Origin of the sequence: Devosia sp. A16, from assembly GCF_001402915.1 — a bacterium.
Classification (GTDB): Bacteria; Pseudomonadota; Alphaproteobacteria; order Rhizobiales; family Devosiaceae; genus Devosia_A.
Genome location: NZ_CP012945.1, coordinates 3,187,458 through 3,212,376 on the forward strand (window position 1 = coordinate 3,187,458; position 24,919 = coordinate 3,212,376).

At 66.3% G+C, this 24,919-nt stretch carries 24 protein-coding genes; 2 read left to right on the top strand and 22 right to left on the bottom strand.

The genetic code is table 11. The features are described 5' to 3' along the window. Positions 1-35: 35 nt before the first annotated feature. Together APS40_RS15430 and APS40_RS15435 are read left to right on the top strand one after the other, a co-directional pair. Positions 36-1,007 carry a sugar ABC transporter substrate-binding protein gene (locus tag APS40_RS15430; protein WP_055047898.1) on the top strand — a complete coding sequence of 324 codons (972 nt, stop codon included), beginning with the start codon at positions 36-38 and terminating at the stop codon, positions 1,005-1,007. Between the two features lie 79 nt (positions 1,008-1,086). Beyond that, positions 1,087-2,622, top strand: a complete 1,536-nt coding sequence (locus APS40_RS15435) for a sugar ABC transporter ATP-binding protein (protein ID WP_055047899.1) — start codon at positions 1,087-1,089, stop codon at positions 2,620-2,622. A 148-nt stretch (positions 2,623-2,770) separates the two neighbouring features. Here the strand turns inward: APS40_RS15435 and APS40_RS15440 are convergent, their stop codons facing one another. The 22 genes from APS40_RS15440 to APS40_RS15535 form a co-directional block, all read right to left on the bottom strand. Continuing rightward, positions 2,771-3,664 carry an aldose 1-epimerase gene (locus APS40_RS15440; protein WP_055047900.1) on the bottom strand — a complete coding sequence of 298 codons (894 nt, stop codon included), beginning with the start codon at positions 3,662-3,664 and terminating at the stop codon, positions 2,771-2,773. Next, the gene (locus tag APS40_RS15445) at positions 3,648-4,220 is read right to left on the bottom strand and encodes an SDR family oxidoreductase (RefSeq protein ID WP_055047901.1); all 573 of its coding nucleotides are present in this window, start codon (positions 4,218-4,220) and stop codon (positions 3,648-3,650) included. The genes APS40_RS15440 and APS40_RS15445 overlap by 17 nt, the downstream gene beginning before the upstream one ends. A gap of 8 nt (positions 4,221-4,228) precedes the next feature. Further along, positions 4,229-5,008: an SDR family NAD(P)-dependent oxidoreductase gene (locus APS40_RS15450; protein ID WP_055047902.1), complete on the bottom strand. Its 780-nt coding sequence runs from the start codon at positions 5,006-5,008 to the stop codon at positions 4,229-4,231. Between the two features lie 172 nt (positions 5,009-5,180). Beyond that, positions 5,181-5,885: a hypothetical protein gene (locus tag APS40_RS15455; protein ID WP_055047903.1), complete on the bottom strand. Its 705-nt coding sequence runs from the start codon at positions 5,883-5,885 to the stop codon at positions 5,181-5,183. A gap of 10 nt (positions 5,886-5,895) precedes the next feature. Continuing rightward, positions 5,896-7,659: an ABC transporter ATP-binding protein/permease gene (locus tag APS40_RS15460; RefSeq protein ID WP_082434445.1), complete on the bottom strand. Its 1,764-nt coding sequence runs from the start codon at positions 7,657-7,659 to the stop codon at positions 5,896-5,898. A gap of 61 nt (positions 7,660-7,720) precedes the next feature. Further along, the gene (locus tag APS40_RS15465) at positions 7,721-10,033 is read right to left on the bottom strand and encodes a TonB-dependent hemoglobin/transferrin/lactoferrin family receptor (protein WP_082434446.1); all 2,313 of its coding nucleotides are present in this window, start codon (positions 10,031-10,033) and stop codon (positions 7,721-7,723) included. A 137-nt stretch (positions 10,034-10,170) separates the two neighbouring features. Beyond that, complete coding sequence (locus APS40_RS15470; RefSeq protein WP_197279339.1) at positions 10,171-10,683, bottom strand: invasion associated locus B family protein; 513 nt, start codon at positions 10,681-10,683, stop codon at positions 10,171-10,173. Then, complete coding sequence (locus tag APS40_RS15475) at positions 10,680-11,477, bottom strand: HugZ family pyridoxamine 5'-phosphate oxidase (protein ID WP_055047907.1); 798 nt, start codon at positions 11,475-11,477, stop codon at positions 10,680-10,682. Before APS40_RS15475 ends, APS40_RS15470 begins: the two co-directional genes overlap by 4 nt. A 25-nt stretch (positions 11,478-11,502) precedes the next feature. Beyond that, a complete protein-coding gene (locus tag APS40_RS15480; RefSeq protein WP_055047908.1) occupies positions 11,503-12,636 on the bottom strand; it encodes a cell envelope integrity protein TolA in 1,134 nt (377 codons plus the stop codon). Position 12,637: 1 nt separating this feature from the next. After that, positions 12,638-13,075 carry an ExbD/TolR family protein gene (locus APS40_RS15485; protein ID WP_055047909.1) on the bottom strand — a complete coding sequence of 146 codons (438 nt, stop codon included), beginning with the start codon at positions 13,073-13,075 and terminating at the stop codon, positions 12,638-12,640. Then, positions 13,075-13,791, bottom strand: a complete 717-nt coding sequence (gene tolQ, locus APS40_RS15490) for a protein TolQ (RefSeq protein WP_055047910.1) — start codon at positions 13,789-13,791, stop codon at positions 13,075-13,077. Before tolQ ends, APS40_RS15485 begins: the two co-directional genes overlap by 1 nt. Beyond that, positions 13,791-14,204, bottom strand: coding sequence for a hypothetical protein (locus tag APS40_RS15495; RefSeq protein ID WP_055047911.1), 414 nt, complete (start codon positions 14,202-14,204; stop codon positions 13,791-13,793). The genes tolQ and APS40_RS15495 overlap by 1 nt, the downstream gene beginning before the upstream one ends. Positions 14,205-14,214: 10 nt before the next feature. Beyond that, positions 14,215-14,382 (bottom strand): hemin uptake protein HemP, encoded by a 168-nt coding sequence (hemP, locus tag APS40_RS24545; RefSeq protein WP_082434449.1) that lies wholly within the window; start codon positions 14,380-14,382, stop codon positions 14,215-14,217. A 199-nt stretch (positions 14,383-14,581) separates the two neighbouring features. Then, entirely contained in the window at positions 14,582-15,565 is a 984-nt protein-coding gene (locus APS40_RS15500; protein ID WP_055047656.1) for an IS110 family transposase, read from the bottom strand. 343 nt (positions 15,566-15,908) lie between these two features. Further along, complete coding sequence (locus APS40_RS15505) at positions 15,909-16,997, bottom strand: VWA domain-containing protein (RefSeq protein ID WP_055047912.1); 1,089 nt, start codon at positions 16,995-16,997, stop codon at positions 15,909-15,911. Continuing rightward, positions 16,994-17,944, bottom strand: coding sequence for a DUF58 domain-containing protein (locus APS40_RS15510; RefSeq protein ID WP_055047913.1), 951 nt, complete (start codon positions 17,942-17,944; stop codon positions 16,994-16,996). The genes APS40_RS15505 and APS40_RS15510 overlap by 4 nt, the downstream gene beginning before the upstream one ends. Next, positions 17,919-18,938, bottom strand: a complete 1,020-nt coding sequence (locus APS40_RS15515; RefSeq protein ID WP_055047914.1) for an AAA family ATPase — start codon at positions 18,936-18,938, stop codon at positions 17,919-17,921. Before APS40_RS15515 ends, APS40_RS15510 begins: the two co-directional genes overlap by 26 nt. Positions 18,939-19,031: 93 nt before the next feature. Further along, positions 19,032-19,916 (bottom strand): S1C family serine protease, encoded by an 885-nt coding sequence (locus APS40_RS15520; protein WP_055047915.1) that lies wholly within the window; start codon positions 19,914-19,916, stop codon positions 19,032-19,034. Positions 19,917-20,168: 252 nt separating this feature from the next. Beyond that, positions 20,169-21,395, bottom strand: a complete 1,227-nt coding sequence (locus tag APS40_RS15525) for an OpgC family protein (protein ID WP_082434450.1) — start codon at positions 21,393-21,395, stop codon at positions 20,169-20,171. Further along, positions 21,388-23,133: a glucans biosynthesis glucosyltransferase MdoH gene (gene mdoH / locus APS40_RS15530; protein WP_055047916.1), complete on the bottom strand. Its 1,746-nt coding sequence runs from the start codon at positions 23,131-23,133 to the stop codon at positions 21,388-21,390. The genes APS40_RS15525 and mdoH overlap by 8 nt, the downstream gene beginning before the upstream one ends. A 42-nt stretch (positions 23,134-23,175) precedes the next feature. Further along, a complete protein-coding gene (locus APS40_RS24940) occupies positions 23,176-23,319 on the bottom strand; it encodes a hypothetical protein (protein WP_156342952.1) in 144 nt (47 codons plus the stop codon). Further along, entirely contained in the window at positions 23,316-24,911 is a 1,596-nt protein-coding gene (locus APS40_RS15535; RefSeq protein WP_055047917.1) for a glucan biosynthesis protein, read from the bottom strand. The genes APS40_RS24940 and APS40_RS15535 overlap by 4 nt, the downstream gene beginning before the upstream one ends. Positions 24,912-24,919: the final 8 nt, after the last annotated feature.

The window sequence follows — 24,919 nt, forward strand, 5'->3', positions numbered from 1 at the left end:
CGCGAAAACCCGCGGGCCAATGGAGGAGAGGAACCATGAACATCTCGAAGCGCAGATTGGTGAAAGGCCTGCTCGGCGTCACGGCGCTGCTCGCCGGTCTCGGCACTGCCGGGGCCAGCTCTGCCCAGGAGGTCAAGCTGCTCTGGGTGCAGGCGATGAAGGATCACCCGGTGCACCGGCTGATGCAGGCGGGCTTCCTCGATAAGTGCAAGGAGCTCGGCTACACCTGCGAAGTGGTGGGCGACCCCTCCGCCACCAACTGGGACATCCCGGCCACCCTGCCGCTCGCCGAAGCCGCCCTGTCGCGCACCAAGTTCGATGCGGTCGGCGTCTATGGTCCCGATCCCGCAATCTACTCCTACATCACCAAGCTCGCCAAGGAAGGCCTGCCGGTCGTCACCTGGCACGTCCTGCCGCCCGAGGGTTCGGTCGAGGGACTGAAGGCCGCTGCCGCGCAGGATATCGCGGCTGCCGGCACCAATGCGGCCATCGCCATCGGCGATAAGCTCGGCGGCAAGGGGACCGTCGCCCTGACCCAGGGCGCCTCCAACGACACCGAAAACGCCATGTCGGACGCCTTCCGCAAGACCATTGCGGAAAAGTACCCCGATATCAAAGTGCTCGAGACGCAGATGGAAGGATTCGAGCCTTCTGCCGCCGAGGGCAAGGCCATCGCTATCCTCCAGGGCAACCCGGATGTCACTGCTGCTTTCGGCACCACCGGCAACTCGATCCAGACCTGGTCCGGCGCTGCCCGCAAAGCCGGCCGCGACGTGGTGATCATCGGCATGGATTACATCCGCCAGAACCTCGACCTGGTGAAGTCCGGCGCCGCCTACGGTATCGTCGCGCAGCCGCTCTATGAAGAAAGCGCCAAGGTCGCTGAACTGCTCGGCGCCTTGGCCAAGGGCGAGACGGTCCAATACATGAACGTGCTGCCTTCGAAGGTGATCACCGCGGCCGACCTCGACCCCTATTACGCGATGCTCGAAAGCGCCGGCCAGTAAGCCGGCCCTCCCGCCGCGCCGGTCCCCCTGACCCGGGACCGGCGCGGTTTCCTCCCGGACAGATCAACCAAGGCAGCCCATGGACCCGATCTTTTCCGCTCGCGGCATCGTCAAGGCCTTCGCCGGCGTACAGGCGTTGCGCGGCGTCGATTTCAACGTCTTGCCGGGCGAAATCCACGCGCTGCTCGGCCAGAACGGCGCCGGCAAGTCGACGCTGGTGAAGATCCTCAACGGCGTCCACCCGGCCGGCTCCTTCAGCGGTGAGATCACGCTTGCCGGAGCCAGCGTCAGTTTCGCCTCGCCGGCTGCGGCGCGCGCTGCCGGCGTCGGCTATGTGCCGCAGGAGATCGAGGTGCTGGAGCAGCTCTCGGTCGCCGAGAACGTCTTTGCCGGCCATACCGGGCTGGGCGAAGGTGTGCTGATCTACCGGCACAAGCTCGAGGATCGTACCCGCGCCATCCTCGATGATCTCGGCCTTACGATCGATCCCAAGGCCATCGTCGCCTCGCTCACTTCGGCGCAGCGCCACCTGGTGATGATCGCCCGCGCCCTGGCGCTCAAGCCGCGGGTGCTGATGCTCGACGAGCCGACCGCCTCGCTCTCGGGCGCCGAGGTCGAAGCGCTGCTCGAGGTGCTGCGCCGTTTGAAGCGGCAGGGCGTCACGATGATCTACATCACTCACCGGCTGCCAGAGGTGCTGGAGGTCTGCGACCGCGCCACCGTGCTGCGCGATGGGCGCGTCGCTGCCGAGCTTGGCCGTGCAGAATTCGAGGAAGAGCGCTTCATCTTTGCCATGTCGGGTCAGCGGCTGCAGAAGCTGTTCCCCGCGCACGAGGCGCCGGTCGGCGCCCGCCCGATGCTGGAGGTCGAGCACCTCAATGTCGCCGGCAAACCGGGCGCCATCTACGGCGCGCGCGACGTCGGCTTTTCGGTGGCAGCGGGTGAGATCGTCGGTCTCGCCGGGCTGCTCGGTTCGGGCCGCAGCGAGATCCTGCACGGCATTTTCGGCCGGGTTCCCGCCGAGGGGACGGTGACGGTCGATGGCCGGCCGGTGGCTATCCGCTCGCCCCGCGATGCGCGCGACGCCGGCATTGCGCTCCTCACTGAGGATCGGAAGCGCGACGGCTTGCTGTTCAACCTGCCGGTCGGTGCCAACATCACCATTGGCAATCTCGATCCGCTCTCGGCCCGCGGCATGGTCCGCGGCGATCGTGAGCGCAGCGCCATCCTCCAGGCGATGCGCCAGCTCAACGTCAAGGCGTCCTCGCCGCAGGCGTCGGTGGCGCACCTCTCCGGCGGCAACCAGCAGAAGCTGCTGTTCGCCCGGGTGCTGATGCGCGCCCCCAAGGTGCTGCTGCTCGACGAGCCGACCAAGGGCGTCGATGCAGCGACCCGGCAGGAGATCTACCGTCTCGTCGTCGAGCTGGCCGACAAGGGCGTGGCGCTGATCGTCGTCTCGTCCGAACTCGAAGAAGTGCTCGGCCTCTGCGACCGCTGCCTCACCATCGCCGATGGCCGCGTCGTCGACGCGTTCAAGCGCGGTGAAGGCGGTGAAGATCGCGTGCTGCGTGCCGTCGCCGCAGCGCAGGCGGAGACGGTTCGGGCGGCGTCCTAGGCCAAAAAAGGCCCCCTCCCCCGGCGCTTCGCGCCGACCTCTCCCCCAAGGGAGAGGTGGGCTGTGGCACGATCTCGCCCCACCGATACCTCTCCCTGGGGGGAGAGGTCGGATTGCGCAGCAATCCGGGTGAGAGGGCCTTTTTCTTCTAGATTCGGAACGGCGTGAAGGTCAGCGTCCCCTCAGCACTCTCGCCAGGCTCCAGCACGATCACCCCATCCTCAGGATCACCGAACCCGTCCGGCCGATTGAACGCCCCGGAGGCATTGGTCTGCGGCTCGACGCAGAACACGTTGAGCGCCGGATCGGCGTAGAACATCACGTGCCTGTAGGGCGCATCGCCTCTCATGGTGATCCCCGCCCCGCGGCCTGGAAAGCGCAGCGTCGCTTTGCCGTCCCAGCCGCCATAGTCGCTGCAGCGCCAGTGGATCGGCAGTGGCGCGGCCATATTGAAGGACACTTCCGGCGGCAGTGACACCCGTTGCCCAATCATTCCTTCCGGCTCGTTGAGGTGAAAGCTCGTCGCGCCGAACTCAACCGTCGTATCGGCGTCCCGCTCGAACCAGGGGTGGTGCCCGAAACCAAAAGGCATGCGGCGCGCCCCGGTATTCGTGACCCGCGTTGCCAGCTCCAGTGCGCTCTCGGTGAGCGTGAACCGCTGCTCGGCGCGATACGAGTAGGACGAGGGATCCGCCACCTCCAGCGTCAGCACGGCCTGTCCGGGGGCCAGTTGCTCGGCCGCCCACGGCCGATGCCAGGCAGTGCCATGTACATGGTAGATCTCCGGCGGATTGTTCGCGGTGAAACCGTAGCGCTGCCCCTCGAAGGTGAAGGCGTTGCCGCCGATCCGGTTGGCGAACGGGATCATCGGAAACGAGGCGACGCCGAGCACATTGCCGGCCTGCCGGTTGGCGTCCGAGAGCGGCCGCATCACGTCGATGCCGTCGATCCGAAAGCTGGCAATGCTGCCGCCGATACGAGGCGCGAGGTCGACCGCCAACGGCCCGGAGCGGAGCTCGAGATGCTCAGAAATTGCGGCCATAGCCGGCACTCCATCCCCCGTCGACCGACAGCAGCTGACCGGTGGTGTAGCTATTGAGCGGATCGCAGAAGAACAGCGCCGTGTCGGCAACCTCCGACACCGTGCCCGGCCGCTTCACTGAAGCATGCCCGAGCATCGCCGGGTCGCCCGCCAGCAGCGGCTCCCCCACCGCGCCAACCCCAAGCGCGTTCACCAGCACCTTTGGCCCCAACTGCATCGCCATGGTGCGCACCGTCGCCAGCACCCCGGCCATCGCCACGGAGAATTCCGCGTGCCGCCGCATCGGCATCCCTGCCACGGCCGAAACGAGGAACAGCACCCGTCCGCTGCCCCGTGCAAACATCGCGTCGCCGGTCGAGCGCGCAGCGAACAGTTGCGCCCCCGGGTCGAACCCGGCAACCGGCAACAGCGGCAGCGACACGATGAGGATATCAGGCACCGGCGCGACCGCGCCGACCGTTGCCCCGTTGGTGCGCAGCGCGTCGAGCACCGCCGTCGCTATTGCGTTCTGCTCACCGCGCAACTCGACGAAACTGTTCTGAAGCTCGATCCGCATCTGTCGCCTCACATCATGTAGCCGGCGGTCCAGCCGCCATCGACAGCCAGCACCTGGCCGTTGATGTAGCCGGCGCCGGGAGAGCTCAGAAACAGCACCGCCTCGGCTATTTCCTCGGGCGTGCCGGGGCGGCCGAGCGGCAAATGCTGCATGAACTCGGCGGTACGGCCGGCGAACGTGCCGTCGGCGCCGTAGAACAGCGAGCGCGTCCCTTCGGTCATGATCGAACCGGGTGCGATGGCGTTGGTGAGGATGCCCTGTGGCCCCAGTTCCAGCGCCATCGAGCGGGTCATGTGGATGATGCCGGCCTTGGCGGCGACGAACGGGCTCTGCAGCCGCATCGCTGCCAGGCCCACCACCGAGGCAATGTTGATGATCCGACCGCCTTCCCCCTGCGTCACCATCGGCTGCAGGGCCGCATGGCTCATCAGGTAGAGCCCGTCGAGGTCGATGCGAGTGATCCGCTCCCATTCCTCGAGTGGGAAGCTGTCAATGTTCACCCGATGGACGAAGCTGTTGACCCCGGCATTATTGACCAGGATGTCGATCCGGCCGTAGCGGGCGATCGTCTCGGCGACGCCCGCCTCGGCGGAGTCGCGGCTCGAGATGTCGATCATCGCCGCCATGGCGCCGGGCAGGGTGGCCGCATAGGCTTCGGCGCCGTCGCGGTTGATGTCGGCGACGACGACCCTGGCGCCATTGTCGCTCAGCCGTCGTGCAATGGCGCGGCCGATCGCTCCCGCCGCGCCGGTGACCAGGGCCACCCGCCCGCTCAACTCAACCTGCATTGGCACGACTCCTCCAGCCCCGCGCCAATGCTATTATAATATCTCGCCCGAAGCGGCAATTGCGCTTTGGGATGAGGGGGGGGTGGTGTCACAGCTCGCCGTTTCGCATCGACCTTTCAGTCGTCGCTTCCCCTCCCCTCAAGGGGAGGGGAGCGCCTGCATCTGCGAAAAACTAGTTCGCCCTGAGCAGCGTCAGCCCCATTGGCTCGCCGTCGGCGTTGAACGCTTCGCGCTCGCCGGTCACCGAGTCCCGGCGCCATTCGGCCACTGCACCGGCCTTCAGGTGCAGATGGAAATCCGACCGCATCACGTTGATGAAGCCCATGGCCGGCTTCACCGTCTCGATGGTGCCGCGCCAGAACTGCTGGAAGCCGGGGCGCTTGAAGCCGATGACCACCGGGGATTGCGCCGCCTGTGCATCTTCCAGCGGCAGGCGACCGGGGTCGGTTTCGCTGGCCTCGACCCGCTCGCCCGGCGGCGTGTCCGGCTTGGCGTCGATGGCGGTGCCGACGCCCAGCGCAGCCACCGCCGCATCGAACGGCTCGATCCCGTCGAAGCCGACAATGCCGCAGATGTAGCTGCCGTCGGCGCGGTTGAGGTCGATGCGTGGATAGGCCTTGTCCTTCATCACGCTGGTGCGGTCGATGATGATCTCGGCGACCGAGCCCAGTTCGATCCGGCTTTCGTGCTCGGCGCCGCCGATCACTGCCCAGCCGTTCTCGAAGCTTACGCTCTCGACGACGCCGATGCGCTCATGCGTAGCGCCGAGGTGCCGCGCCGTTACCATCAGCTTGCCGATGGCGGGGAGGCTAGCAAGGACATCCTGGGCGCTTGCGTCGAGGCGGGCGCGGGACAGGGGGGTGGGCTTGTCGAGCATCGGGGAATCCTTATGCAAGTGCGGGTTCGAGTGAGGGGGAGGGCGCCGGCGAAGCGACACTCAGTTCCACGATGGTCAGGGCGCCGATGCCCTGCGGTTTGCGGTGCGCCACGATGACGAAGCCGGTGTTCGGCAACTCGCGCCTGAGCAGCGCCAGCAGCGAGGCTTCCGCTGCCGCATCGAGGGCGCTGGTTGCTTCATCGAGGAATGCCCAGTCGGGCCTCAGCAGCAGCAGGCGCGCCAGCGCCAAACGCTGCTGTTCGCCGCCAGAAAGTCCCAGGCCCCGTCCTTCGGCGTTGCCGTCGCTCTCCAGCCGGTCCCCCAGTCCCACTGCCTGCAGTGCGGCGATCCGTCCGGCCAGCGGGAATGTTTCGGGGGCGTGTGGATAGGCGACGATCTCGGTGAGCATCCCCGGCGGAAAGTAGGCCTGCTGCGGCAGGAAAAGGGCGTTGCCGGAGGGCTGGCCGATCAGTCCCTTGGCGTGCGGCCACACCCCGGCGATGGTTTTGATTAACGTGGTTTTCCCCAGGCCCGACGCCCCGGAAAGCCAGATCGCCTCGCCCGTTTTCAGCTTCAGCGCGTCGATGCCGAGCAGCGCCGCACCATCGGGCGTGAATACTTCGATCTTGCTCAGCGCCAGGGCACCGTCGTTCGAAGGGGTTCTCTCCGGGCCTCCAGCGAAGATCGGCGCCTCGCCAGTCGCGTCGAGGAACGCGTCGAGGCGCGACGAGGCGGCCACGAGGTCGGCGAGCGGTCGGTAAGAGAAGATGAACCATGACAGCGTCGTCACCACCTGGCTGAACGCCGATGCCAGTTGCATCAGTCCGCCGAAGGTCACCGAGCCGGCAAAGAACGCCGGCAACGCAAGGAAGGTGGGGATGCGGAGCACCGTGTAGCGATAGGGATAGGTGAAGCTCATCAGCCGCGTCTCGCGCCCGATCAGCCGCCGGCCATTGTCGAGCAGCCGCGCAAACCGTCCATTGAGATCGCGCGTCTCTGCCGCCTCGCCGCCGGTCAGCGCAATCGGCTCGGCATTCTCGCGCACGCGCACCAGACCGAAGCGGAAATCTGCCTCGCGTCGCTGCTGCTCCCCATAAAGCCGCCGCAGCGGCCGACCCAGCAGGTGAGTGAGGCTGGTGGAAAGTGCCACATAGAGGAACGCGGCCCACACCATGTAGTGCGGAATTTCGGCGTCGATGCCGATGAAACCGAGCGGCAGCGAGAAGGTCGAGAGTCCCCACAGCACGGCCACGTAGGAAAAGATGGCGACCACGTTGGTGATGAGGTCGAGTGATAGCGGGATAATGCCGCTGCCGCCGCCATGCTCGCCTTGCGGGCCTGCAAGAAAGAAGCGGCAGTCTTCGGCAATGCGTTGGTCTGGATTGTCGAGCGGGGTGTTGCTCCCCTTGCCGCGCTCACGCTCCAGCCGCAGGAATGCCTTGCTGTTGAGCCAGCGGCTCATGAAGGCGGTCGTCAACGTCGTACGCCAGCGCAGTTCGAGATGCCGCCGCACGTAGTTCGAGCCGACTGTCAGGGTTACCGCGATCACCATGATGACGGCGAAGATCCCCAGTTGCGTCAGCGCCTCGGCTGCATCGATCTGTTGCAAAGCATCGTAGAACGCTTTGCTCCACTCGATCATCCGCAGCGATACGAGGATCTGGCTGAGCTCGAGCGCCAGCACCACGGCGTAGAGCACAATCCCGAGTTTTCCGCCCGTCCCTCCGATGGAGAGCCCGAGAAGTCGCCAGAACTGACCAAGGACGCGGACCATAAAGTGCCTCCGAAAAGAAAAGCGGGAGAGCCATGGCCGGCTCTCCCGCGGAATGAGCGGATCAGAACTTCACTGAGGCGCCGACCTTGAAGGTGCGGCCGGGTCCGGTCTGCAGCTCCGGCGGCGCATTGCCGGCATTGGTGCCGCCCGGGACGCCCGGCAGGTTGTAGCCGTTGAGCGTGTTGGGGAAGTAGCGGGTGTCGAAGATGTTCTGGATGCCGGCGGTGATCTCGATGTCCTCGGTCGGCTTCCACTTGGTGAAGGCGTCGAAGATCGCGTAGCCGTCCGGCTTGAAGGCATCGGGGTTGTTGCGGTGCTCGGGGCCGGCGGCGAAGGTGCCGAACACTTCGAATTCGAGGTCGTTTTCGGGCAGCTCGTAGCGGAGGCCCAACACCGTGGTCAGCGGTGTCGCCGGCTCGTACCAGCCCTCGGCCGCGTCCGGCGACGCCTGCTGACGGCCGTACTGGTAGGTGACGGCGGTGTTGAAGAACAGGTTCTCGTAAACTTCGAACTCGCTGGCGAGCTCGATGCCCGAGAGTTTCACCTTCGACAGGTTGACCGAGGTGTAGGTATCGGGCGCCACTTCCTGCAGGCGCTGGATGAAATCTGTGTAGTTGGAGTGGAACGCCGTGGCGCTGATCCAGCCCGTCTCGAACTCGCCGCGGACGCCGACTTCGTAGCTCTTCACCGTCTCGGGACGCAGGTTCGGGTTGGGGATCACTTCGCCGCCCGAGAACGGATCGAGGCTGGAGACGAACAGCTGCTGGCTGGTCGGCATCTTGTAGCCTTCGTTGTAGGCGACATAGGCCGAGATCGCGTCGGTGAACTGGTACTTGGCCGAGATGCTCTTGATCAGCGTCTGCGAGTCGATCTTTTCCGGCTTGAAGCCGGGCAGGTAGGGTGGCGCCTTCCCCTTGGTCGGATCGATCGAATAGGTGGCGTAGCGCAGCCCCGGCGTGATCGTCAGCTTCTCGTCGAAGAGCTTGATCTCGTCCTGGATGTAGAGGTCGGCCCGCACCGTCTCGACATCCGGGAAGCTGAAACCGCTATACTCGGCGTGGCCCGACACCCCGGTGCGCGAATTGTAGGTGTCGGTGTAATCGTCATAGAGCGTGTTGGCGATGTCGCCGTCGAAGCCGTAGGTCAGCGTGTGGCTGCTGGCCCCGAGCTCGAAGCTGGAGATCGCCTGGATCTCGGCTTCGAGGAACGCCTCGCGATAGTCCCGCACCGCGTGGTTGGTGGTGTAGTAGGAGACCGGCAGCGCGTAGCTCTGCTTCTTGAAGCTGTCGGTGCCGCGACGCTGCGGCGAATAGCTCAGGTCCCACTTCAGGCTGTCGATGAAGCCGTTATTGACCTGCCACTCGTGCTCGATGGCAAAGCGCGGGCGCTCGACGATCACCGAGCGGGTCCACTCATCGACATTGTACTGGCTGCTGGTGGTCGGGGTGCCGCTGACCGCGTTGGCCGCGGTATCGACCTGGTACACGTCGGTCTTGCGGTTGTTCCATTCGGCGGTGACTTCGATGCGGTGGTCGGCGTTGGGCGTCCACACCGCCTTGGCCATGCCGTTATAGGCCTCGGCGTCGGTGGGGAAAAACCTGTCGCATGACCAGTTCGGCGCCCGGGCGCAGCCCCAGATGCCGCCATCGGCGCGGGCGTTGGACAGCGTCGCCTCATGCGACGAGACATGCCCGAGCGAGCCCAGTACTTTCAGGCCGTTGCCGAAATCGTAGGCGGCGTTGATCTGCTGGCGGAAGCTGCGATCGTAGCTGTCGAAGGCGGTCTTGATCTCGACGGCCCACGGCTTTTCGCTGTCGTCGAGCAGGTCCTCGGGATCGAGCGTCTGGAACGACACCACGCCGCCGAGCGCTTCGGCGCCCCACAGCACGCCGGCCGGCCCCTTGACGATCTCGACCTGCTTCATGTTCCACGGGTCGATCACGTCGCGACCGCCGTCGATGATGCTCTCGATGGTGCGCGATCCGTCGACCTGCATCTGCACGCGATTACCGCTGACGCCGCGGATGGTGAAGCCACCCAGTTGCGCCCAGGGTTGCGTCGCCGACGACGACCGGTCCACCTGCACGCCGGGCTCGAGCCGGACCAGGTCCTGGATGTCGCGGATCATCCGCTTCTCCAGCGTCTCACCGTCGATGACGGTCACCGTCGCCGGCACATCCAACACGCTCTTGGCGTTGCGCTGCGCGATGAAGGTGATGCGCTTGAGGATAGTGGTCTGTGCCTCGGTCAGCTCCTGCGCCGCGACCGGCTGCGGCATGGCGCACAGCAGCGTCGCAACGCTGATGCCGACCAGTGACCAAGGTGAGATACGCGCGCGCGCCGATGCACGCGCGACATGCGGCCGATAAGACATGCCTGCCCCCGAAAGAAACCGAAGATGTTGGCTGGCTGTCGGCGCGCCGCACGCCGCATGGCTTGCTGGTGTTACGGCCCCTCGCGGGCCGATGCTCACGCTCTATTAAAGGTGAGTATCTGAGTCAAGTTTAAATGCTATTGCGCCAGCTCCGCCGTGCGGTTGTAGGCGGCGGTGAAGCCGGCAAGCGACAGCGGCACGGTGACCGGCTGCCCGTCGTCGACCTTCACCCCGGTGACCTCGAGGGTGGTGCCGACCTTCATGGCGCTCAGCGCCACCTCGTCGAGATCGAGCGGCACCAGGCATCCGGTCGAAACACAGGTGAGGAAGGGCAGGGCCTCGCCCAGCTGCTGGCCGTCGATACCGAGCCGGACGCCGGCGTCGAGCCTCAGCCCGAACGCCGTCAGCAGCATGCCTTCGGCCTTGTTGCCGCTGGGAGCCGCCAGCTCTACCGCCACCAGCGCGGTACCGGTCTGCGGATTCCCCGCGGTCTGCGAGAACGCACAATCCTTGCCGGCTTCGACCAGCGTGCAGTTCACCGTCCAACTGCCATGCGCTTCGTTCAGTGCCGAGGCGCCGCCCGGCAGCGTCGCCTGCGCCAGGGCCGGGGAAGTCGTCACCAACAGGGCGGCCGCAAGAGCCCGCCTCACGACCCCACCCTCGCATCCTTCAGCGGACGGTTGAGGGCGCGACGGGCCTCGCCGGCCATCTTCACCAGGGTCGTATGCATGTCCTTGGACGAGGTGAGTTCGGTGTCGAACCAGACGCGGCGGACCTCGTCGCCATCGGCAAGGTCCATGCCCTCGGCGTCGACGCCGATCAGCCGCCATTTGCCCGGCGCGGCCTTGGCGAAGTGCTCGGCATAAAGCCCGACCGCCTCACCGTGATCGTCGTTCATGTGCTCGACGGCGCTCGGCTCGGTCTCGGCCAGTTCGGGGTTTGCCGGGTTGGTGTTGAGCAGGTGCTCGCGCGTCAGCGCATAGGCGCGCCCGAAGCCGCCATTGTACGATGCGCTTTTCGGCTCCAGCCGGAAATAGCGGAAGTCGCTCAGCCCCGAATAGAGCTTGGCCTTCTGCTGGTGGATCAGGTAGCGCGTGTCGAGCCGCCGATGCTCCTCGCTGTCGCGCGCGACTTCACGCGCCTCGCAGGCGATGGTGACGCGGGCATGCGCCAGCGGGTCCCCTCGGCCCGGATAGCCGATCAGCAGCGAACAGCGCGGATCGTTCAGCAGCGCCCCGGTATGGGCAGCGAGCTTTGAGATCAGGATGATCGGCGCGCCGTCGAAATCGGTGGACACGCCGACCCGAGTGGCGATCGGCCAGCCGGTGCCCGGCTCGAGCGTCGCCAGGGATCCCGACCTTGCGGTGCGGATCAGCGTCTTGGCCTCGCGTACCGCTTCGGCCGTGGTTTCGAGGAGCACGTCCTTCTTCTCTTCTTCCTGCATCGCAATGCCTCCGAACATGAACTGACTAGAACCCGAGCGGGACGTCGAACTGCCAGGACGAACGACCGGCGGCCTCGGGAATGGGGGGGAAAGGGGCTGCGCGCTTCACCGCGGCGAGCGACGCCTCGTCGATAGCGGCGTTGCCCGAGCTGCGCAGCAGCGCAACCTTCAGCAGATTACCCTCGGCGCCGACCACGAACCTTACCGTGGCCTCGCCCCTGGTGTCTCTGGTCTTCGGCGCTCGCGCGGCGCGCACCACCTTGGTCTGCACGAGACCCGGATATTTGCTTGCGGCCGCACTGCCGCCGTCGTTCTGCTTGCCGGCGCCTCCACCGGATTTCTTTGCAGCGCTGTCGGCTTCCGCCGCGCCGCCATTGCCGAGGCTCGCCTGTTTCGACGGCGGCTTCTTCTCAGGTTTCTTCTCGGCGGGCTTTTCAGCTTGCTTCGGCCTTTCCTCGGCCCGTTCCTTCGGCGGCTCTTTGGCTGGCTCGAGCGTCTCGGCCACCGGCTTGCGAACAATCCGGGGCTTCGGGATCGGCGCGACCTGGAGCTCTTCTTCGATCACCGGCGACAGGCTGGCGGTTTCCAGCGGTTTCATCACTTCGGCCGGCTTTGCCAGCGCCGGCGGAATCTGCTGGACCGGCGGCTCCGGCGTAAGTTGCCCGATCGTCGCCGTGCGCACCGCTTCGAGTGGATCGGACTGTGATGGCGCGACACTGTCGGCAACCCCCATTGCCGCGGCATCGATCATCTGCGGCAACACGGCTTCGACGGGCGCGATCGGATCGGTGGCCACGGTCAACACGTCGGCCGAGGGGATCTCTTCGGTTTCAGTGGGCATGATCTTCGCCACCTCGACCCGCGCCGCGACCGCTTCCACGGCTCTGGCCGGCTCGGTCTCCGCCACTTCGATCGGCTCGGCTTCTGCGATCTCCGGCACCTCTTCCGCCTCGACCTCCGCCCCGGAAGAAACCAGCGTTTCGGTCGCCTCGCTGATCTCCTCGGTCGGGTTGCTCGTGGCCGTGTCGACCGAGATGATCTCGACGGCGACCGATTCCGCCGCGGTCTCGTCGACCACGGGTTCGAGGTTCAGGAACACGAAGGCTCCGGCGATCAGCCCCATATGGATGCCGGCGGAGGCGAGGGCGGCCCGCTTCATCTCACGGCTCGCGCTGCTGCGTGATCAGCCCGATGCGGGCATAGCCGGCGCGGCTCAAGTCGCTCATCACCTGCATGATCAGCCCGTAATCGGCCGTGGCGTCGCCACGGATGTAGAGCCGCTGCTGCGTGCCGGCGTCGCCCGCGGCGGTCGCCACCGAGGTCAGCAGCGTGTCGAGCGAGATCTGGTCCTCGCCGAGATAGACCTGGCCCTCAGGGTCCACCGAGATAGTAAGGGGCTTGGTGCCCTCGACCTTCATTTCCGGCGCGTTGGTCTCCGGCAGGTCGAGCGGCACGCCCGAGGTGAGCAGCGGCGCCGTCACCATGAACACGATCAGGAGCACCAGCATCACGTCGACCAGCGGCGTCATGTTGATCTCGCTGATCGCCTCGCCGCGCCGGCCGCGCCGCCCCCGCGTGCTCTGCAGCGACATGCTCATCAGACATTCCCCCGCGCATCGAGCTGCCGCGACAGCAGCACCGAAACCCGGTCGGCGAACGCCTCGAGCCGGCCGATCAGCCGTCCGGCATCGCCCGAAAGCTTGTTGTAGGCGATCACCGCCGGAATGGCGGCGAGCAGCCCGAGCGCCGTCGCGAACAGCGCTTCGGCAATGCCCGGCGCGACCACGGCAAGACTGGTGGATTTGGCTGCGGCAATCGAGGTGAAGGCATTCATGATGCCCCACACCGTGCCGAACAGCCCGACGAACGGCGCCGCGCTGCCGACCGTCGCCAGCAGCGACAGGCTGCGATCGAGCTTCTCGCTCTCGGCCGCAACCGTGGTGTCGAGCACGATGCGGAGCCTAGCCTGCAAGCCGCCGGAATTGGCGGCGTTTTCGGCGTGGCTGCCGTTCCACTCTTCCATCGCCGCGGCGAACAGCGCGCCCAGCCCGGTCCGCGGGCCGTCCTTCAGCCGAGCATAGATCTGCGGCAGCGGCTCGCCCGAGGCGAAGATCCTGTCGAACGCCTGCATCTCGCGCTTCGCGCGGGCGTAGGCGGCGGTCTTGGCAAAGATCACCGCCCAGCAAGCGATCGAGGCGAACAGCAGCCCCAGCATCACCGACTTCACCACCCAGTCCGCCTGCATGAACAGCGCGAACATCGACATGTCATGTGCCGCCGCAACCGGCTCGACAGCTTCGACGATCGTTTCCATCAGATGCCGAACTCCACGCCCTTGAGCCGCGACACGGTGCTGAGGCCGGCGAGACAAAGTTTCGGGTCGAGCCCGCTGCCCTCGCGGGCGACGACATCGTTGATCAGCACGCGGCTGACCTTGTCGCAGCCGAGTTCGCCGATGTCGAACTGCAGCACCCGCGTCTTGCCTTCGGGCATGGCCTTGAAATCCAGCGACACCAGCCGCTCGATGCCACCGCCGGCGCCGAACAGCGCAATCTCGAAGGCGGAGCGGGTGAGCTCGGTGCCGAGCTTGTTGGTGGCAAGGAAGGTGACGCGACAGCCGGTGTCGTTCGGGGTCAGCGCGTTCAGTTCGAGCGTCAGCGCCGGCGCGTCCTGGGCGAGGGCCGGCGTAACGCATAGCGCCGCCAGCAGTGGGAAAACGAGGCGCATGGCGGCGCTCCTATTTGTTGAGGACGAGTTTGCCCTGCCGCGTGATCCGCAGCCGGTAGACGAGACCCTGGTGGGCGATGCCGATCTCGGTGGCGCCGCCGAACAGCTCCTCGGTGGTGAAGCTCGGCAGGCCGACCTGCTGATCGGCCCTGGCTGCCGTCTCCGGTAGCGCCGTCATGTCCTCAAGATCCTCAAGTCGCACCCTGGTTACCCCGACCGCTCGCCGTTCGATTAAAACATGAGTCTGGTTATCATAATTTATGTGGCACGCAAGAGCCACAATGTCGCCGGGTGAGGAAGGGGTGAGGAGTAGGGATCAAACCAGCGCCGAGGAAGGCGCCCCCTCGCCCCTCTGGGGAGAGCATCTGTGTTTGCGGTCAAGCAGTTTCGGGTTGGTTGGGCTCCCAGCGACGGTTCTGGGTGAGCAGGGTGTTTGCGAGCACGACAAGCTTTCGCATCACCGCTGTGAGGGCGACCTTGGGCGGTTTGCCGGCGTTGCGCAGGCGCTGGTAGACGGCCTTGAGATCTGGATTGTAACGGGCGGCGCTGAGGGCGGCCATGTAGAGGGCGTTGCGTACCTGCATTCGACCACCGCGGATGTGGCGTTGCCCCAGCCTGCGACCGCTATCGTCGGCAATGGGTGCCAAGCCAGCAAGCAGGGCAGCGGCCTTGGCCGAACACCGGCCCAGTTCGCTCAGTCCGGCCAGCAGCGCGGCAGCAGTGATGGCGCCGATGCCGGGGATGGACAGCAGGATGGCATAACGGCCGGCCAGCCCGGGATCGGCCTTGATCAGTTGCTCGATCTTGGCCTCGAGGCGCTGCACATGGCCCTTGAGGCTGGTCAGGCGGCCCCTCAGTTCGGTCTTGAGGAACGACACCGTGGCCTGCTCCAGCCGGTTGCCCAGTGCGATCGCCTCGGTGCGGGCGGCAGTGTAAGCATTCACCAGTTCCTGCAACTGCTCGAGCTGCTGGGGCACCGGCTGGTTGGGCTGAGGAGCAAGGCTGTGGCCCATGACTGCCAACAGTCGCGCATCGATCCGATCGGTCTTGGCCAAGACCCCACACGCCTCGGCGAACAGCCGTGCCCGCAGCGGGTTGATCACCACCACCCCATAGCCCCAGGCACTCAGTGTCCGGAACGCCAGCCGGTGATACTTGCCGGTGGCTTCCAGAACCACGCGCTCAAGCTGCAGCCCCAGCTCGTCCAAGTGCCGCCGCAGTCGGCGTAACCCGAGCGGGGTGTTGGCCACCCGCCAACTCTGACCGCCAGGATGCAGATAGACATCCAGCCAGTCTTTACTCACGTCGATCCCGGCATAAACTGCCAGCGCGCTGATTGTGGACTCAACCTTGCCTTGCATGCGGGACTTGCTCCCCATCATCTGTTCAGGACCAGCGACACGGACAAACGGACCAAGCTCTCCCGCGGCTCAAACCAAGGGTCAGACGGTCCCGTCCATCCGGTCCCGGCCGGTCGCCACCGACCGGGACCGCCCACTCTGTACAGAGTCGGCTGCAATCAACATGCAAGGGTAGAGGAGCTAGGACCGAAGGTCCGTAGCGGAACTGGGTGAGGGGTTCAGCTTCTCAGCGAGCGCGCGTTGCACCGCTTCACCCCTCATCCGGCGCTTCGCGCCACCTTCTCCCCTGGGGGGAGAAGGGACAAGGCTGGCTGCGCCACCCACCGGAAGGGCGCGCGCTCGCCTAAGCGATCCGCCCGAACCACAGCATCGACAGCCCGGCGGCGGCCATCGCCAGCAAGGCGCCGACCCCGGCGTAGATGAAGGCGATTTCGGTCAGCTTCTTCTCGCTGACCAGCCGGGTGGAGAGCGAGTCGTAGACCTTGGCGAGGTCGGCAGCGCTGGTCGCTTCGTAGTATTCGCCGTCAGTGGCGTCGGCGATCGCCTGCAAGGTCGTCGAGTCGAGCTGCGCTCGCATTGAGCGTCCGCCGAAATCCACCACGTCGCCCGAGGCCGAGCCGAAGCCGACGGTGAACACCTTCACTCCGTAGTCGCCGGCGATCCGTCCCGCCGCGACCGGATCGGGGCCCGTGGTGGTGGCGCCGTCGGTGAGCAGGATCACCACTGCGCTGTCATAGGAGCCCGGCTCGACGGGCATGTGCCGGGTGGGCGGTTCGCTCGCCGTGCCGCTCAGCAAGCCGTCGGCGCCGCCGCTTGCGCCGAAGCGCTCGCCGCCGAAGCTCGGCAGCCCCAACTGGTCGCGCTGGTTGCCGCTGCCGTCGAGGTCGAAATTCTGGTCGGGGAAGATCGTCGCCAGCGCCACCAGCACGCCGGAGCCGACCGCCGTGCCGCGCCTCAGGTCGAAGCTGTTGATCGCCTGGTACAGCGCCTCGCGGTCGATGGTCGGCGCCTGTACCAGCACCGCCGCCGAAGCAAACGCGACGATGCCGACCTGCACATCGGCCGGTTGCTTGCGGATGAACTCCTTGGCCGCTTCCTGTGCCGCGACGATGCGCGACGGCTCGACGTCGCGGGCCCGCATCGAGCCCGACACATCCATCGAGAGGATCACCGTGGCGCGCGACGAAGCCAGTTCGACCACCGCGGCGGGGCGCGCCACGGCGACGATCAGCACCGTTATCGCAGCGAGCAGCAGGGCAGGGGGCACGTGCCGGCGCCAGCCCATGCTCTTGCCCATCGCCTGCTTGACGATGGCGAGATTGGCATAACGCAAGGCCGCCTTCTTGCGCCGCCGCAGCAGCCAGACATAGGCGCCGACCAGCACCGGCACCAGCAGCAGCAGCCAGAGCATGTCCATCCAGATGAAGGTCATCGCATCGCCTCCGCACCGGCATCGAGCACCTCGGGCAGACTGCTGACCCCGCCCAGCCGCGACTGCACCTTGCGCATACTGGCAAAGCGCAACACCGCATCGACCAGGTCGTCCGACGTCGAGAGCTCCAGCACGTCGAGCCCCGCCGCCGCGAACGCTTCCATCTGGGCTTCCTCGTTGGCGGCGGCCGCGGCGACGAAGCGCCGCCGGAAGCCCTTGTCCATCGTATCGACGAACAACTGCTCGCCGGTCTCGGCATCCTGGAACAGCAGCATGCCGACATCGGGTAACGCCATGTCCAGGGGATCGAGCAGCCGCACCGCCACCGCCTCGTGCCGCTGGCTGAGCCGGAACAGGCCGCGTTCCCAGCCGGGTCGCGAAATGAAGTCGGACACCACGAAGCAGATCGAGCGTCGCCGCATCAGCCCCATGGCCCGGCCGATGAAGGCGTCGAGGTCGGTCTCTGGCGAGCGCAGCAGGCGCGGGTTGGCCAGCACCTTGTCGACGAGGTGCAGCACGTGCCGCCGTCCGGTATGCGGCGGGATCACGTAGTCCGATTGCCCGTTGAACAGGATCGCTCCGACCTTGTTGCCCTGCCGGATCAGCAGCCGGGCCAGCACCGCCGCGAACTCGGTGAGCATCTGCCGCTTGGTCACCGCGCCCGAGCCGAAATCCGCGGACGGGCTGAGGTCGAGCAGGAACCAGGCGGTGACGTCGCGATCCTCGTTGTAGATTCTCACATGCGGCACCTGGGTGCGCGCCGTGACGTTCCAGTCGATATGTCGGACGTCGTCATAGGTCTGGTATTCGCGCAGATCGGCGAAATCGAGCCCAAAGCCGCGGAACAGCGTGCGATAGTCGCCCTGCAGCAAGCCGTCGAGCTTGCGGATCACTGTCCATTCGAGGCGGCCGAGGAGCCGTTCAGCCTGCTGCGGCGATGCGGACATGCGCCTCCAGGGGTTTGTCGGGTGCGGGGATGGCCTTGAGCACCTGGCCGATGATCTGGTCGGGCGTGATCGATTCCGAGATCGCCTCGTAGCTCAGCACGATCCTGTGCCGCAGCACGTCCGGGGTGACGTCGAGCACGTCCTCGGGCAGCACGTATTCCCGGCCGCGCAGGAAGGCCAGCGCCCGCCCGGCTTCAATCATGTTGATCGAGGCGCGCGGGCTCGCGCCATAGGTGAGGAAGCGCTGCATGTCGCCCAGCCCCGCGGCTGCCGGGTGGCGGGTGGCGCTCACCACTTTGACGGCGAACTGGATCAGCGAGGGGTCGACGTACAGGCTGTGGCATCTGGCCTGCAGCGCCACCAGTTGCTCGGTGGTCGCCACTCGCGTCACCGCCTGCATGAGGCCGGTGACGCGCGAGACGATGACGAATTCCTCCTCTTCGCTCGGATAGCCGACGAGGACCTTCATCATGAACCGGTCGACCTGCGCCTCGGGCAGCGGATAGGTGCCCTCGGTCTCGATCGGATTTTGCGTGGCCATCACCACGAACGGGTTGGGCACCTTGTGGGTCTCGCCGGCGATGGTGACCTGCCGCTCCTGCATCACCTCGAGCAGGGCGCTCTGCACCTTGGCAGGGGCGCGGTTGATCTCGTCCGCCAGCAGCAGGTTGCAGAACACCGGCCCCAGCGTCGTCGAGAAGTCGCCGGTCTTCTGGTTGTAGATGCGGGTGCCCACCAGGTCCGACGGCACCAGGTCGGGGGTGAACTGCACCCGCTTGAACTGCCCCTGGATCACGTCGGCCAGCGTGTTGACCGTCAGGGTTTTGGCCAGGCCCGGCACGCCTTCGACCAAGAGGTGCCCCTTGGCGAGCAGCGCCACCAGCACCCGCTCGAGGAAATGGTCCTGCCCGACCACGACCTTCTTCACCTCGTACATCACCTGCTCCATCAGTGAAGCGACGGCGGTGCCGGAGTTTTTCGATGTGTCGTCCATTTTTCTCCGTCGGGATTCGGGTGGAGCGTGGTCAGCAAAAGTTGCAGACTTTTGCGGTTCGACCGCGCGACAAAAAAGCAAACTTCTACTGGGCTAGAGCGGGTTTTCTCCTGCCGCCGCGGCGGCGTTCTCGATCGGTACGGCAAAGCCGATACCGGCGAAGGTCCTGAGGCCGGATGGGTTGAGGATGGCGGTGACGATCCCCACCACCTCGCCGTCGCCATTGATCAGTGGTCCGCCGGAATTACCCGGGTTGGCCGCCGCGTCGAACTGGATGAGGTTCTGCAGTTTGGGCTGGCCGTTCTCCGCCAGAGCACGGCCGAGACCCGACACCACACCAGCCGAGGCCGAGGGCCCGATGCCGAACGGGAAGCCGACCGCTACCACCTCGTCGCCGGGGTTGAGTCCGGCGCTGGTCGCCAGCGTCGCCGGTTCGAGCTCATCGGGCAACTTCAGTGGCCTGATGATGGCGAGGTCGCTTTCGGGGCGCGCTCCGACGATCACCGCCTCGGATTCGCTGCCGTCCCAGAACTGCACCCTCAGCTGCTTGGCGGCGCCCGCCACATGCAGGTTGGTAAGGATGGTGCCCTGATCGTCGATGACCACGCCGGTCCCGACGGCGGTGAAGCGCTCGTGGAAATCCTCTTCCACCTTGCCTTCGGCCGGGATCTCGGCCTGGCCTTCCGGGTTGCCGGCGGCAGGCTCCTGGGTTGCATCCTCGTAGCCGTCGACCCGTACGACCGACTTGATCACCGAGGCATAGGCCACCGATGCGATCGAGGGGCCGCGGGGTCGTTCGTCCACCACCTTGTTGACCGCGGTCATGAACTGCCAGTCGCTGATCCGTTGCGGGTCGGGAGTGACGAGGTCGTAGACACCGATCAGCAGCAACGTCACCAGCGCCCCCACGCTCACCAGCACCGGGCCCTGGTGCCGCTGGTAGAGCTGGCTCCAGCGCCGGCTGACACGCGTTTGCAATGTTGGCTGAGTAGGCTCGTCCGCAGCGTCGAGATAGACCGGGCTCACCCCGTCGCGCGCCACCCAAGCCGAACCTGCCGTGCTTCGCGGCCGCTGCGATCGGCTATAGAGTGGTCGCCGTCGGGTCACCTAACGCTCCCGCACTCCAGCACAGGCATTCCCCTGAGTGGACAGGCTAGTCCCGTGCCGAACCATGCGGCAAGGCGCAAGGTTGCATCAGCTGTGGCTGCTCTCCGAAATGTGAGAGTTGTGTCAGCTCGCCGGGCGGGCTGCGGCGCGCGCCATGTCCTGTGTGCGCGTCAGCACATAGGCAAGCCCGACCAGCAGCAGCAAGCCGCCGCCGAGCAGCAGCGTATCGAGCAGCAGGCCGCCTTCGACGCCGGTCTTGACTGCCTGGAGAAGCAGGCTCAGCACGGTCCCCGTCGCAAATACGGCAAGGCCCTGCCGCCCCATCATCCGCAGCGGCGCAGTGAGTCGCGACTCGGCGATCCGGTACATCACGCCCAGCGAGGCGACGACGTAGAACAGCGCCAGCGCATGCAATAGCCGCGGCAGCGCGAGGAAGGTCTTGTCGAACCAGGTGACGTAGAAGGGCAGCCCGAGCTTGCTCAGCAAGCCCAGGCCCTGCCGGCCGAGATCGCCGAGCGGCGGGATCTTCACCCACAACAGCACGAAGATGAGGAATGCCGCAGCCAGCCCGAACAGCACCGGGCTTTTCGGCACGAAGCGTCGCCCCTGCTTCACCGCCATGCCCGAGAGCAGCCCGACGACGAACAGGATCTGCCAGGAGAACGGATTGAAGAACCAGCCGCCCTGCGTGGGGAAGTTCGGCAGGTTGATGCGAAACTGTCCGGCCAACGCCCAGATCAGGATCGAGCCGAGCAGCGTCTGCACGGGCCAGCGCAGCCCCACCGCGATCACCAGCGGGGTCAACAGCAGCAGCGTCATGTAGAGCGGCAGGATGTTGAGGTAGCCCAGCTGATGCGTCAGCAGCGGCAGCCCGATCATGGTCTGCAGCGGGAAGCCGAAGATCGGCGCGAGATTGTTCTTTTCCAGGAGCTCGTCGAGCCCGAACCACCAGGCCGCCGCCGCGAAGATGGCCAGCGCGATCATGGTGATGCTGAGATGCACGAAATAGAGCTGCCGCGCCCGCGCCCACACTTTGGCGATCGCCGGCCAGATCGGCCCGCTGATGAAACGCCCCGAATAGGCGAGCCCGGCGGCGAGGCCGGACATGAAGACGAAGGCCTCGGCGGCATCCGAGAAACCGAAGTTCCGGCTCGTCAGGTTCTCGTAGAACGTCCCCGGCACGTGATTGATGAAGATCATCACCAGGGCCAGCCCGCGGAACATGTCGAGCCGTGCGTCGCGGCCGGTGCGCGGCGCGACCGCACCCGCCTCCGCGGTGGCGAAGCCTGCAAAAGTCTTGAGGCGCTCGAGCAGCGGAGCGCGCTTCAGCGTGGCGGCGGTCTCAGGCATGCACGGTGGCCGTTCCGGCAAGGGCGGGCTCGACCAAGGCAGGGCCCTGCTGCGTCCAGCTCAACAGGATGCGCTGCTGCTCGACGATGATCGGCGCCGGCGCGGTTTCGCTGGCGGTGGTGAAGAGGATCGGCCTGCGTCCGCTCGTAATGCCGTGCGAGGTCATCGCGATCAGCAGCGGGGCGCCGATCGCCGGCAGCGCCACCGGCAGCAGCCACGGCACCAGATCGCTGGCGAACGCGGTGGAGATTGCGAGCACCGCCGCGCCCGATACCGTCACCCACCAGCTCGCGGCGAAGGCGGTTGGCAGGCTCACCCGGCCTTCGTCGCGGTTGGTCGCCGGCCAGCCGCCATCGAGCCCCAGGAGGATCTCGATCACCGCCTTGCTCTGGAAGCACAGCATGATCGGCGCCAAGAGGGTCGAGATGACGATCTCGGCGATCACCGACAGGCCGGCACGGATGGTGCCGCCAAACATCTTGTTGCGACCGCCCAGGGTCGAGCGGGCGAGGATCAGGAACTTGGGCAGGAGCAGCGCGATTGCCACCGCCACGGCCAGCACCCAGATGCCGGTCTCGTTGTCCCGCCACCAGTATTTGCTCGGCAGCGCCGCGGCGAGAATGCTGGCCGCGAGCAGCGCCAGCCACAGCGGCGAGGCGACATAAGCCATGATGCCCTGGACGAACGTGAACCGACTCCAGAGCTTCAGCCCCGGCGCGCCCAGGACCCGCCGATGTTGCAGGTTGCCCTGGCACCAGCGCCGGTCGCGCTTGGCATACTCGATCAGGTTCTCCGGGCCTTCCTCATAGGAGCCGCCCAGATACGGGTCGACTTCGACCTTCCAGTCGGCGCGCGACAGCAGCGCTGCCTCGACATAGTCGTGGCTGAGGATATGCCCACCGGCCGGCGGCTTGCCCGACAGCACCGGCAGGCCGCAACTGGCGGCGAAGGCGCGGACGCGAACGATGGCGTTATGCCCCCAATACGGACCCTCCTCGCCCTGCATCAGCGCGGTGCCGCGGGCGAAATAGGGCGAGAGATAGGCCGCCGAGAACTGCATCACCCGGCCGAACAGGCTGTGCGCGTGGATCACTTCGGGCACGGTCTGCAGCAGGCCGAGCCGTGGGTCGTCATCCATCCGTTTGGCCATCGCGGCGATCGTCGCGCCGTCCATCAGGCTGTCGGCGTCGAGGATCAGCGCATAGTCGTAAGCGCCGCCCGAGCGGGAGATGAAGTCTTCGATATTGCCGGCCTTCTTGCCGATATTGCGCTCGCGCCGGCGATAGAACACCCGGCCCTCGGCCAGCGGTTCGGCCAGCAATTGCTCGAACCAGACGATTTCTTCGGCCGCCACTTCGTCGCGGTTGGTGTCCGACAGGATGGCGAAGTGGAAGCGGTCCGCCAGCCCCAGGCCGACAATACTGCGGTTCATCGCCGCGACCCGCGAAAAGCTCGCTGCCGCGTCTTCGTTGTAGACCGGCATCAGGATTGCCGTCATGCCGCGCGGCCGCCCGGCGCTGCGCCTCGGTCGTCTGGGTGGAGCGAGGATGCCCAGCACGCCGGTGACGCCGCCCCAGACCAGCCAGAACCCCACCAGCGTGAACAGCGCGGTCCGCAGCACGTCGAGCAGGCTCGTGCCGTCATTGCCGATGAAGCGCATGTACAGCCAACCGCCGCCGAGGCTGAGCAGCGCGGTCGCGCCCAAAGCCAGGGCTCGGGTCAGGTGGGCTCTTGCCATCTATCGGCGCTCTGTTGGCGGCATGGGTGGGGCTCCCCGCCGTCAGAAACGCGGCAGCGCCGCCGCGAATGCGGCGCGCAGCGTCAGCAGCAGCGAGCTGCGCCGCCGTTCCAGCACCTGCTTGGGCATGGCGAGCGGAGCATCGGGAAGCGCGCCGGAGAACGCTTCGGAACGGTCGTGCTTCATGCCAGTGCCCTCCACTGATAGAGCCAGGTTTCGCTGATCGTCCGGCCGGAGCTGACGATGTTGGCCTTGAGCTCGACCGGTTCGGTACCATCGATCATCACGTCGAGAGCCAGCCGCCACACACCGTTGGCTTCGACCTTCGACAGCGCCGTTGAGACGATTTCGCCGGCGCTCGCGGTGGCGACCACGTCGAGCTTGGCCTCGGTCGGCATCGCCGTCAGTTCGCCGCCGGCGAAGTCGATCACGAATTTCCTGAGCTTCACGTCATTGGCGACGCCCGACACCCCGCCCTGGCCGGCACGGGTTTCGACCACATGCGCCAGCGGGGCATCGTCCTTGGGCAACAGGTCGCCCCAGATCAGCCGATAGTGGAATTCCCTGCTGTCACCGGCCCTGATCGGGTCGGAGGGGATCCAGAAGGCCACGATATTGTCTTCGGCTTCGAGCCGTGACGGAGCCTCGATCAGCCGGACGCTGCCCTGGCCCCAATCGCCCACCGGCTCGACCCGCGCCGACGGCCGGCGCTCGTAATGCGCCCCGGCATCCTGGTAGGTCTCGAAGCTGCGATCGCGCTGGTAAAGGCCGAAGGCGCGCGGGTTGTTCTCCCACAGGTAGGAGTTGCCTATCCCAGGCGTATTGTTGAGCGGCCGCCAGAACACCTCGCCGCCATCGCGCTCGACGATCAGCCCGTTGCTGTCATGCACCTGCGGACGGTAGTCGTCGAAGCTCGAGCGGTTGGTCTCGGCGAACAGGAACATCGAGGTGAGCGGCGCAATGCCGATCTCGCCGATATCGGCGCGGAAGAACAGGCGCGCCGTGATATCGATCACCGTCTCCTGCGCCGCATCGCTCGCCGGGGTGATCTCGAAGCGATAAGCGCCGGTAACGCTCGGGCCCTCGAGGCTGGCATAGGCGACCAGCGGCTTGCCCTCGCTCGGGCGCTCCAGCCAGAACGCCGAGAAGCGCGGGAATTCTTCCGGGCCGGATTGCCATGAGTTGACCGCGAGGCCGCGGGCGCTGAGCCCGTAAATGTTGTTCCGCCCCAGCGCGCGGAAATAGCTCGAGCCGAGGAACGAGACCAGCTCGTCCATCTTGTCGGGAACGTTCACCGGATAGTTGATGCGCACGCCGGCGATGCCGGGGAACGCCTCGGCAGCGGCCTCCTCGCCCATCGCCTTGTCGTAGAACAGGAAATCGGCGTTGGAGAAGCCGAACGGCGCGGCCTTGCCGTCGACCACCTCGAACACCCCAACCGGTTCCTTGAACAGCCAGCCCATCGGGAAGGCATGCACCTGGAAGCCCGAATTGTTGTCGAGCCAGCGCGCGTGCTGCGCATCGAACTGGATCTTGCGGTAGCCGTCATAGTCGAGGCCGGCAAACAGTTTCGGCAGCTCCGGCACCGCAGCGTTGAACGGCTCGGCCGCCTTCGCACGCATGCGCTCGGTCAGCACCTCATAGTCAAATGCCTCCGCCTGGCTCTCCTGGGCAAAGGCGACACGGGTTAGGGAGGTAGTGGAGAGCAGCGCGGCCGCTGCGGCGGCGGCCCGGAGAAAGGCTCGCCGATCGAGCCGATGGTAAGGAACAGAATACATGCACAAAC

What these genes read in the sequence shown, in the direction of transcription:
- APS40_RS15460 (WP_082434445.1), bottom strand. Translation starts at nt 7,659, where the DNA reads ATGGTCCGCGTCCTTGGTCAGTTCTGGCGACTTCTCGGGCTCTCCATC.
- APS40_RS15515 (WP_055047914.1), bottom strand. Translation starts at nt 18,938, where the DNA reads ATGGACGACACATCGAAAAACTCCGGCACCGCCGTCGCTTCACTGATG.
- mdoH (WP_055047916.1), bottom strand. Translation starts at nt 23,133, where the DNA reads ATGGCAAGAGCCCACCTGACCCGAGCCCTGGCTTTGGGCGCGACCGCG.
- APS40_RS15440 (WP_055047900.1), bottom strand. Translation starts at nt 3,664, where the DNA reads ATGGCCGCAATTTCTGAGCATCTCGAGCTCCGCTCCGGGCCGTTGGCG.
- APS40_RS15450 (WP_055047902.1), bottom strand. Translation starts at nt 5,008, where the DNA reads ATGCAGGTTGAGTTGAGCGGGCGGGTGGCCCTGGTCACCGGCGCGGCG.
- APS40_RS15445 (WP_055047901.1), bottom strand. Translation starts at nt 4,220, where the DNA reads ATGCGGATCGAGCTTCAGAACAGTTTCGTCGAGTTGCGCGGTGAGCAG.
- APS40_RS15485 (WP_055047909.1), bottom strand. Translation starts at nt 13,075, where the DNA reads ATGAGCATGTCGCTGCAGAGCACGCGGGGGCGGCGCGGCCGGCGCGGC.
- APS40_RS15480 (WP_055047908.1), bottom strand. Translation starts at nt 12,636, where the DNA reads ATGAAGCGGGCCGCCCTCGCCTCCGCCGGCATCCATATGGGGCTGATC.
- APS40_RS15535 (WP_055047917.1), bottom strand. Translation starts at nt 24,911, where the DNA reads ATGTATTCTGTTCCTTACCATCGGCTCGATCGGCGAGCCTTTCTCCGG.
- hemP (WP_082434449.1), bottom strand. Translation starts at nt 14,382, where the DNA reads ATGACGGCGCTACCGGAGACGGCAGCCAGGGCCGATCAGCAGGTCGGC.
- APS40_RS15525 (WP_082434450.1), bottom strand. Translation starts at nt 21,395, where the DNA reads ATGCCTGAGACCGCCGCCACGCTGAAGCGCGCTCCGCTGCTCGAGCGC.
- APS40_RS15455 (WP_055047903.1), bottom strand. Translation starts at nt 5,885, where the DNA reads ATGCTCGACAAGCCCACCCCCCTGTCCCGCGCCCGCCTCGACGCAAGC.
- APS40_RS15430 (WP_055047898.1), top strand. Translation starts at nt 36, where the DNA reads ATGAACATCTCGAAGCGCAGATTGGTGAAAGGCCTGCTCGGCGTCACG.
- APS40_RS15505 (WP_055047912.1), bottom strand. Translation starts at nt 16,997, where the DNA reads ATGACCTTCATCTGGATGGACATGCTCTGGCTGCTGCTGCTGGTGCCG.
- APS40_RS15500 (WP_055047656.1), bottom strand. Translation starts at nt 15,565, where the DNA reads ATGCAAGGCAAGGTTGAGTCCACAATCAGCGCGCTGGCAGTTTATGCC.
- APS40_RS15435 (WP_055047899.1), top strand. Translation starts at nt 1,087, where the DNA reads ATGGACCCGATCTTTTCCGCTCGCGGCATCGTCAAGGCCTTCGCCGGC.
- APS40_RS24940 (WP_156342952.1), bottom strand. Translation starts at nt 23,319, where the DNA reads ATGAAGCACGACCGTTCCGAAGCGTTCTCCGGCGCGCTTCCCGATGCT.
- APS40_RS15465 (WP_082434446.1), bottom strand. Translation starts at nt 10,033, where the DNA reads ATGTCTTATCGGCCGCATGTCGCGCGTGCATCGGCGCGCGCGCGTATC.
- APS40_RS15510 (WP_055047913.1), bottom strand. Translation starts at nt 17,944, where the DNA reads ATGTCCGCATCGCCGCAGCAGGCTGAACGGCTCCTCGGCCGCCTCGAA.
- tolQ (WP_055047910.1), bottom strand. Translation starts at nt 13,791, where the DNA reads ATGGAAACGATCGTCGAAGCTGTCGAGCCGGTTGCGGCGGCACATGAC.
- APS40_RS15475 (WP_055047907.1), bottom strand. Translation starts at nt 11,477, where the DNA reads ATGCAGGAAGAAGAGAAGAAGGACGTGCTCCTCGAAACCACGGCCGAA.
- APS40_RS15495 (WP_055047911.1), bottom strand. Translation starts at nt 14,204, where the DNA reads ATGCGCCTCGTTTTCCCACTGCTGGCGGCGCTATGCGTTACGCCGGCC.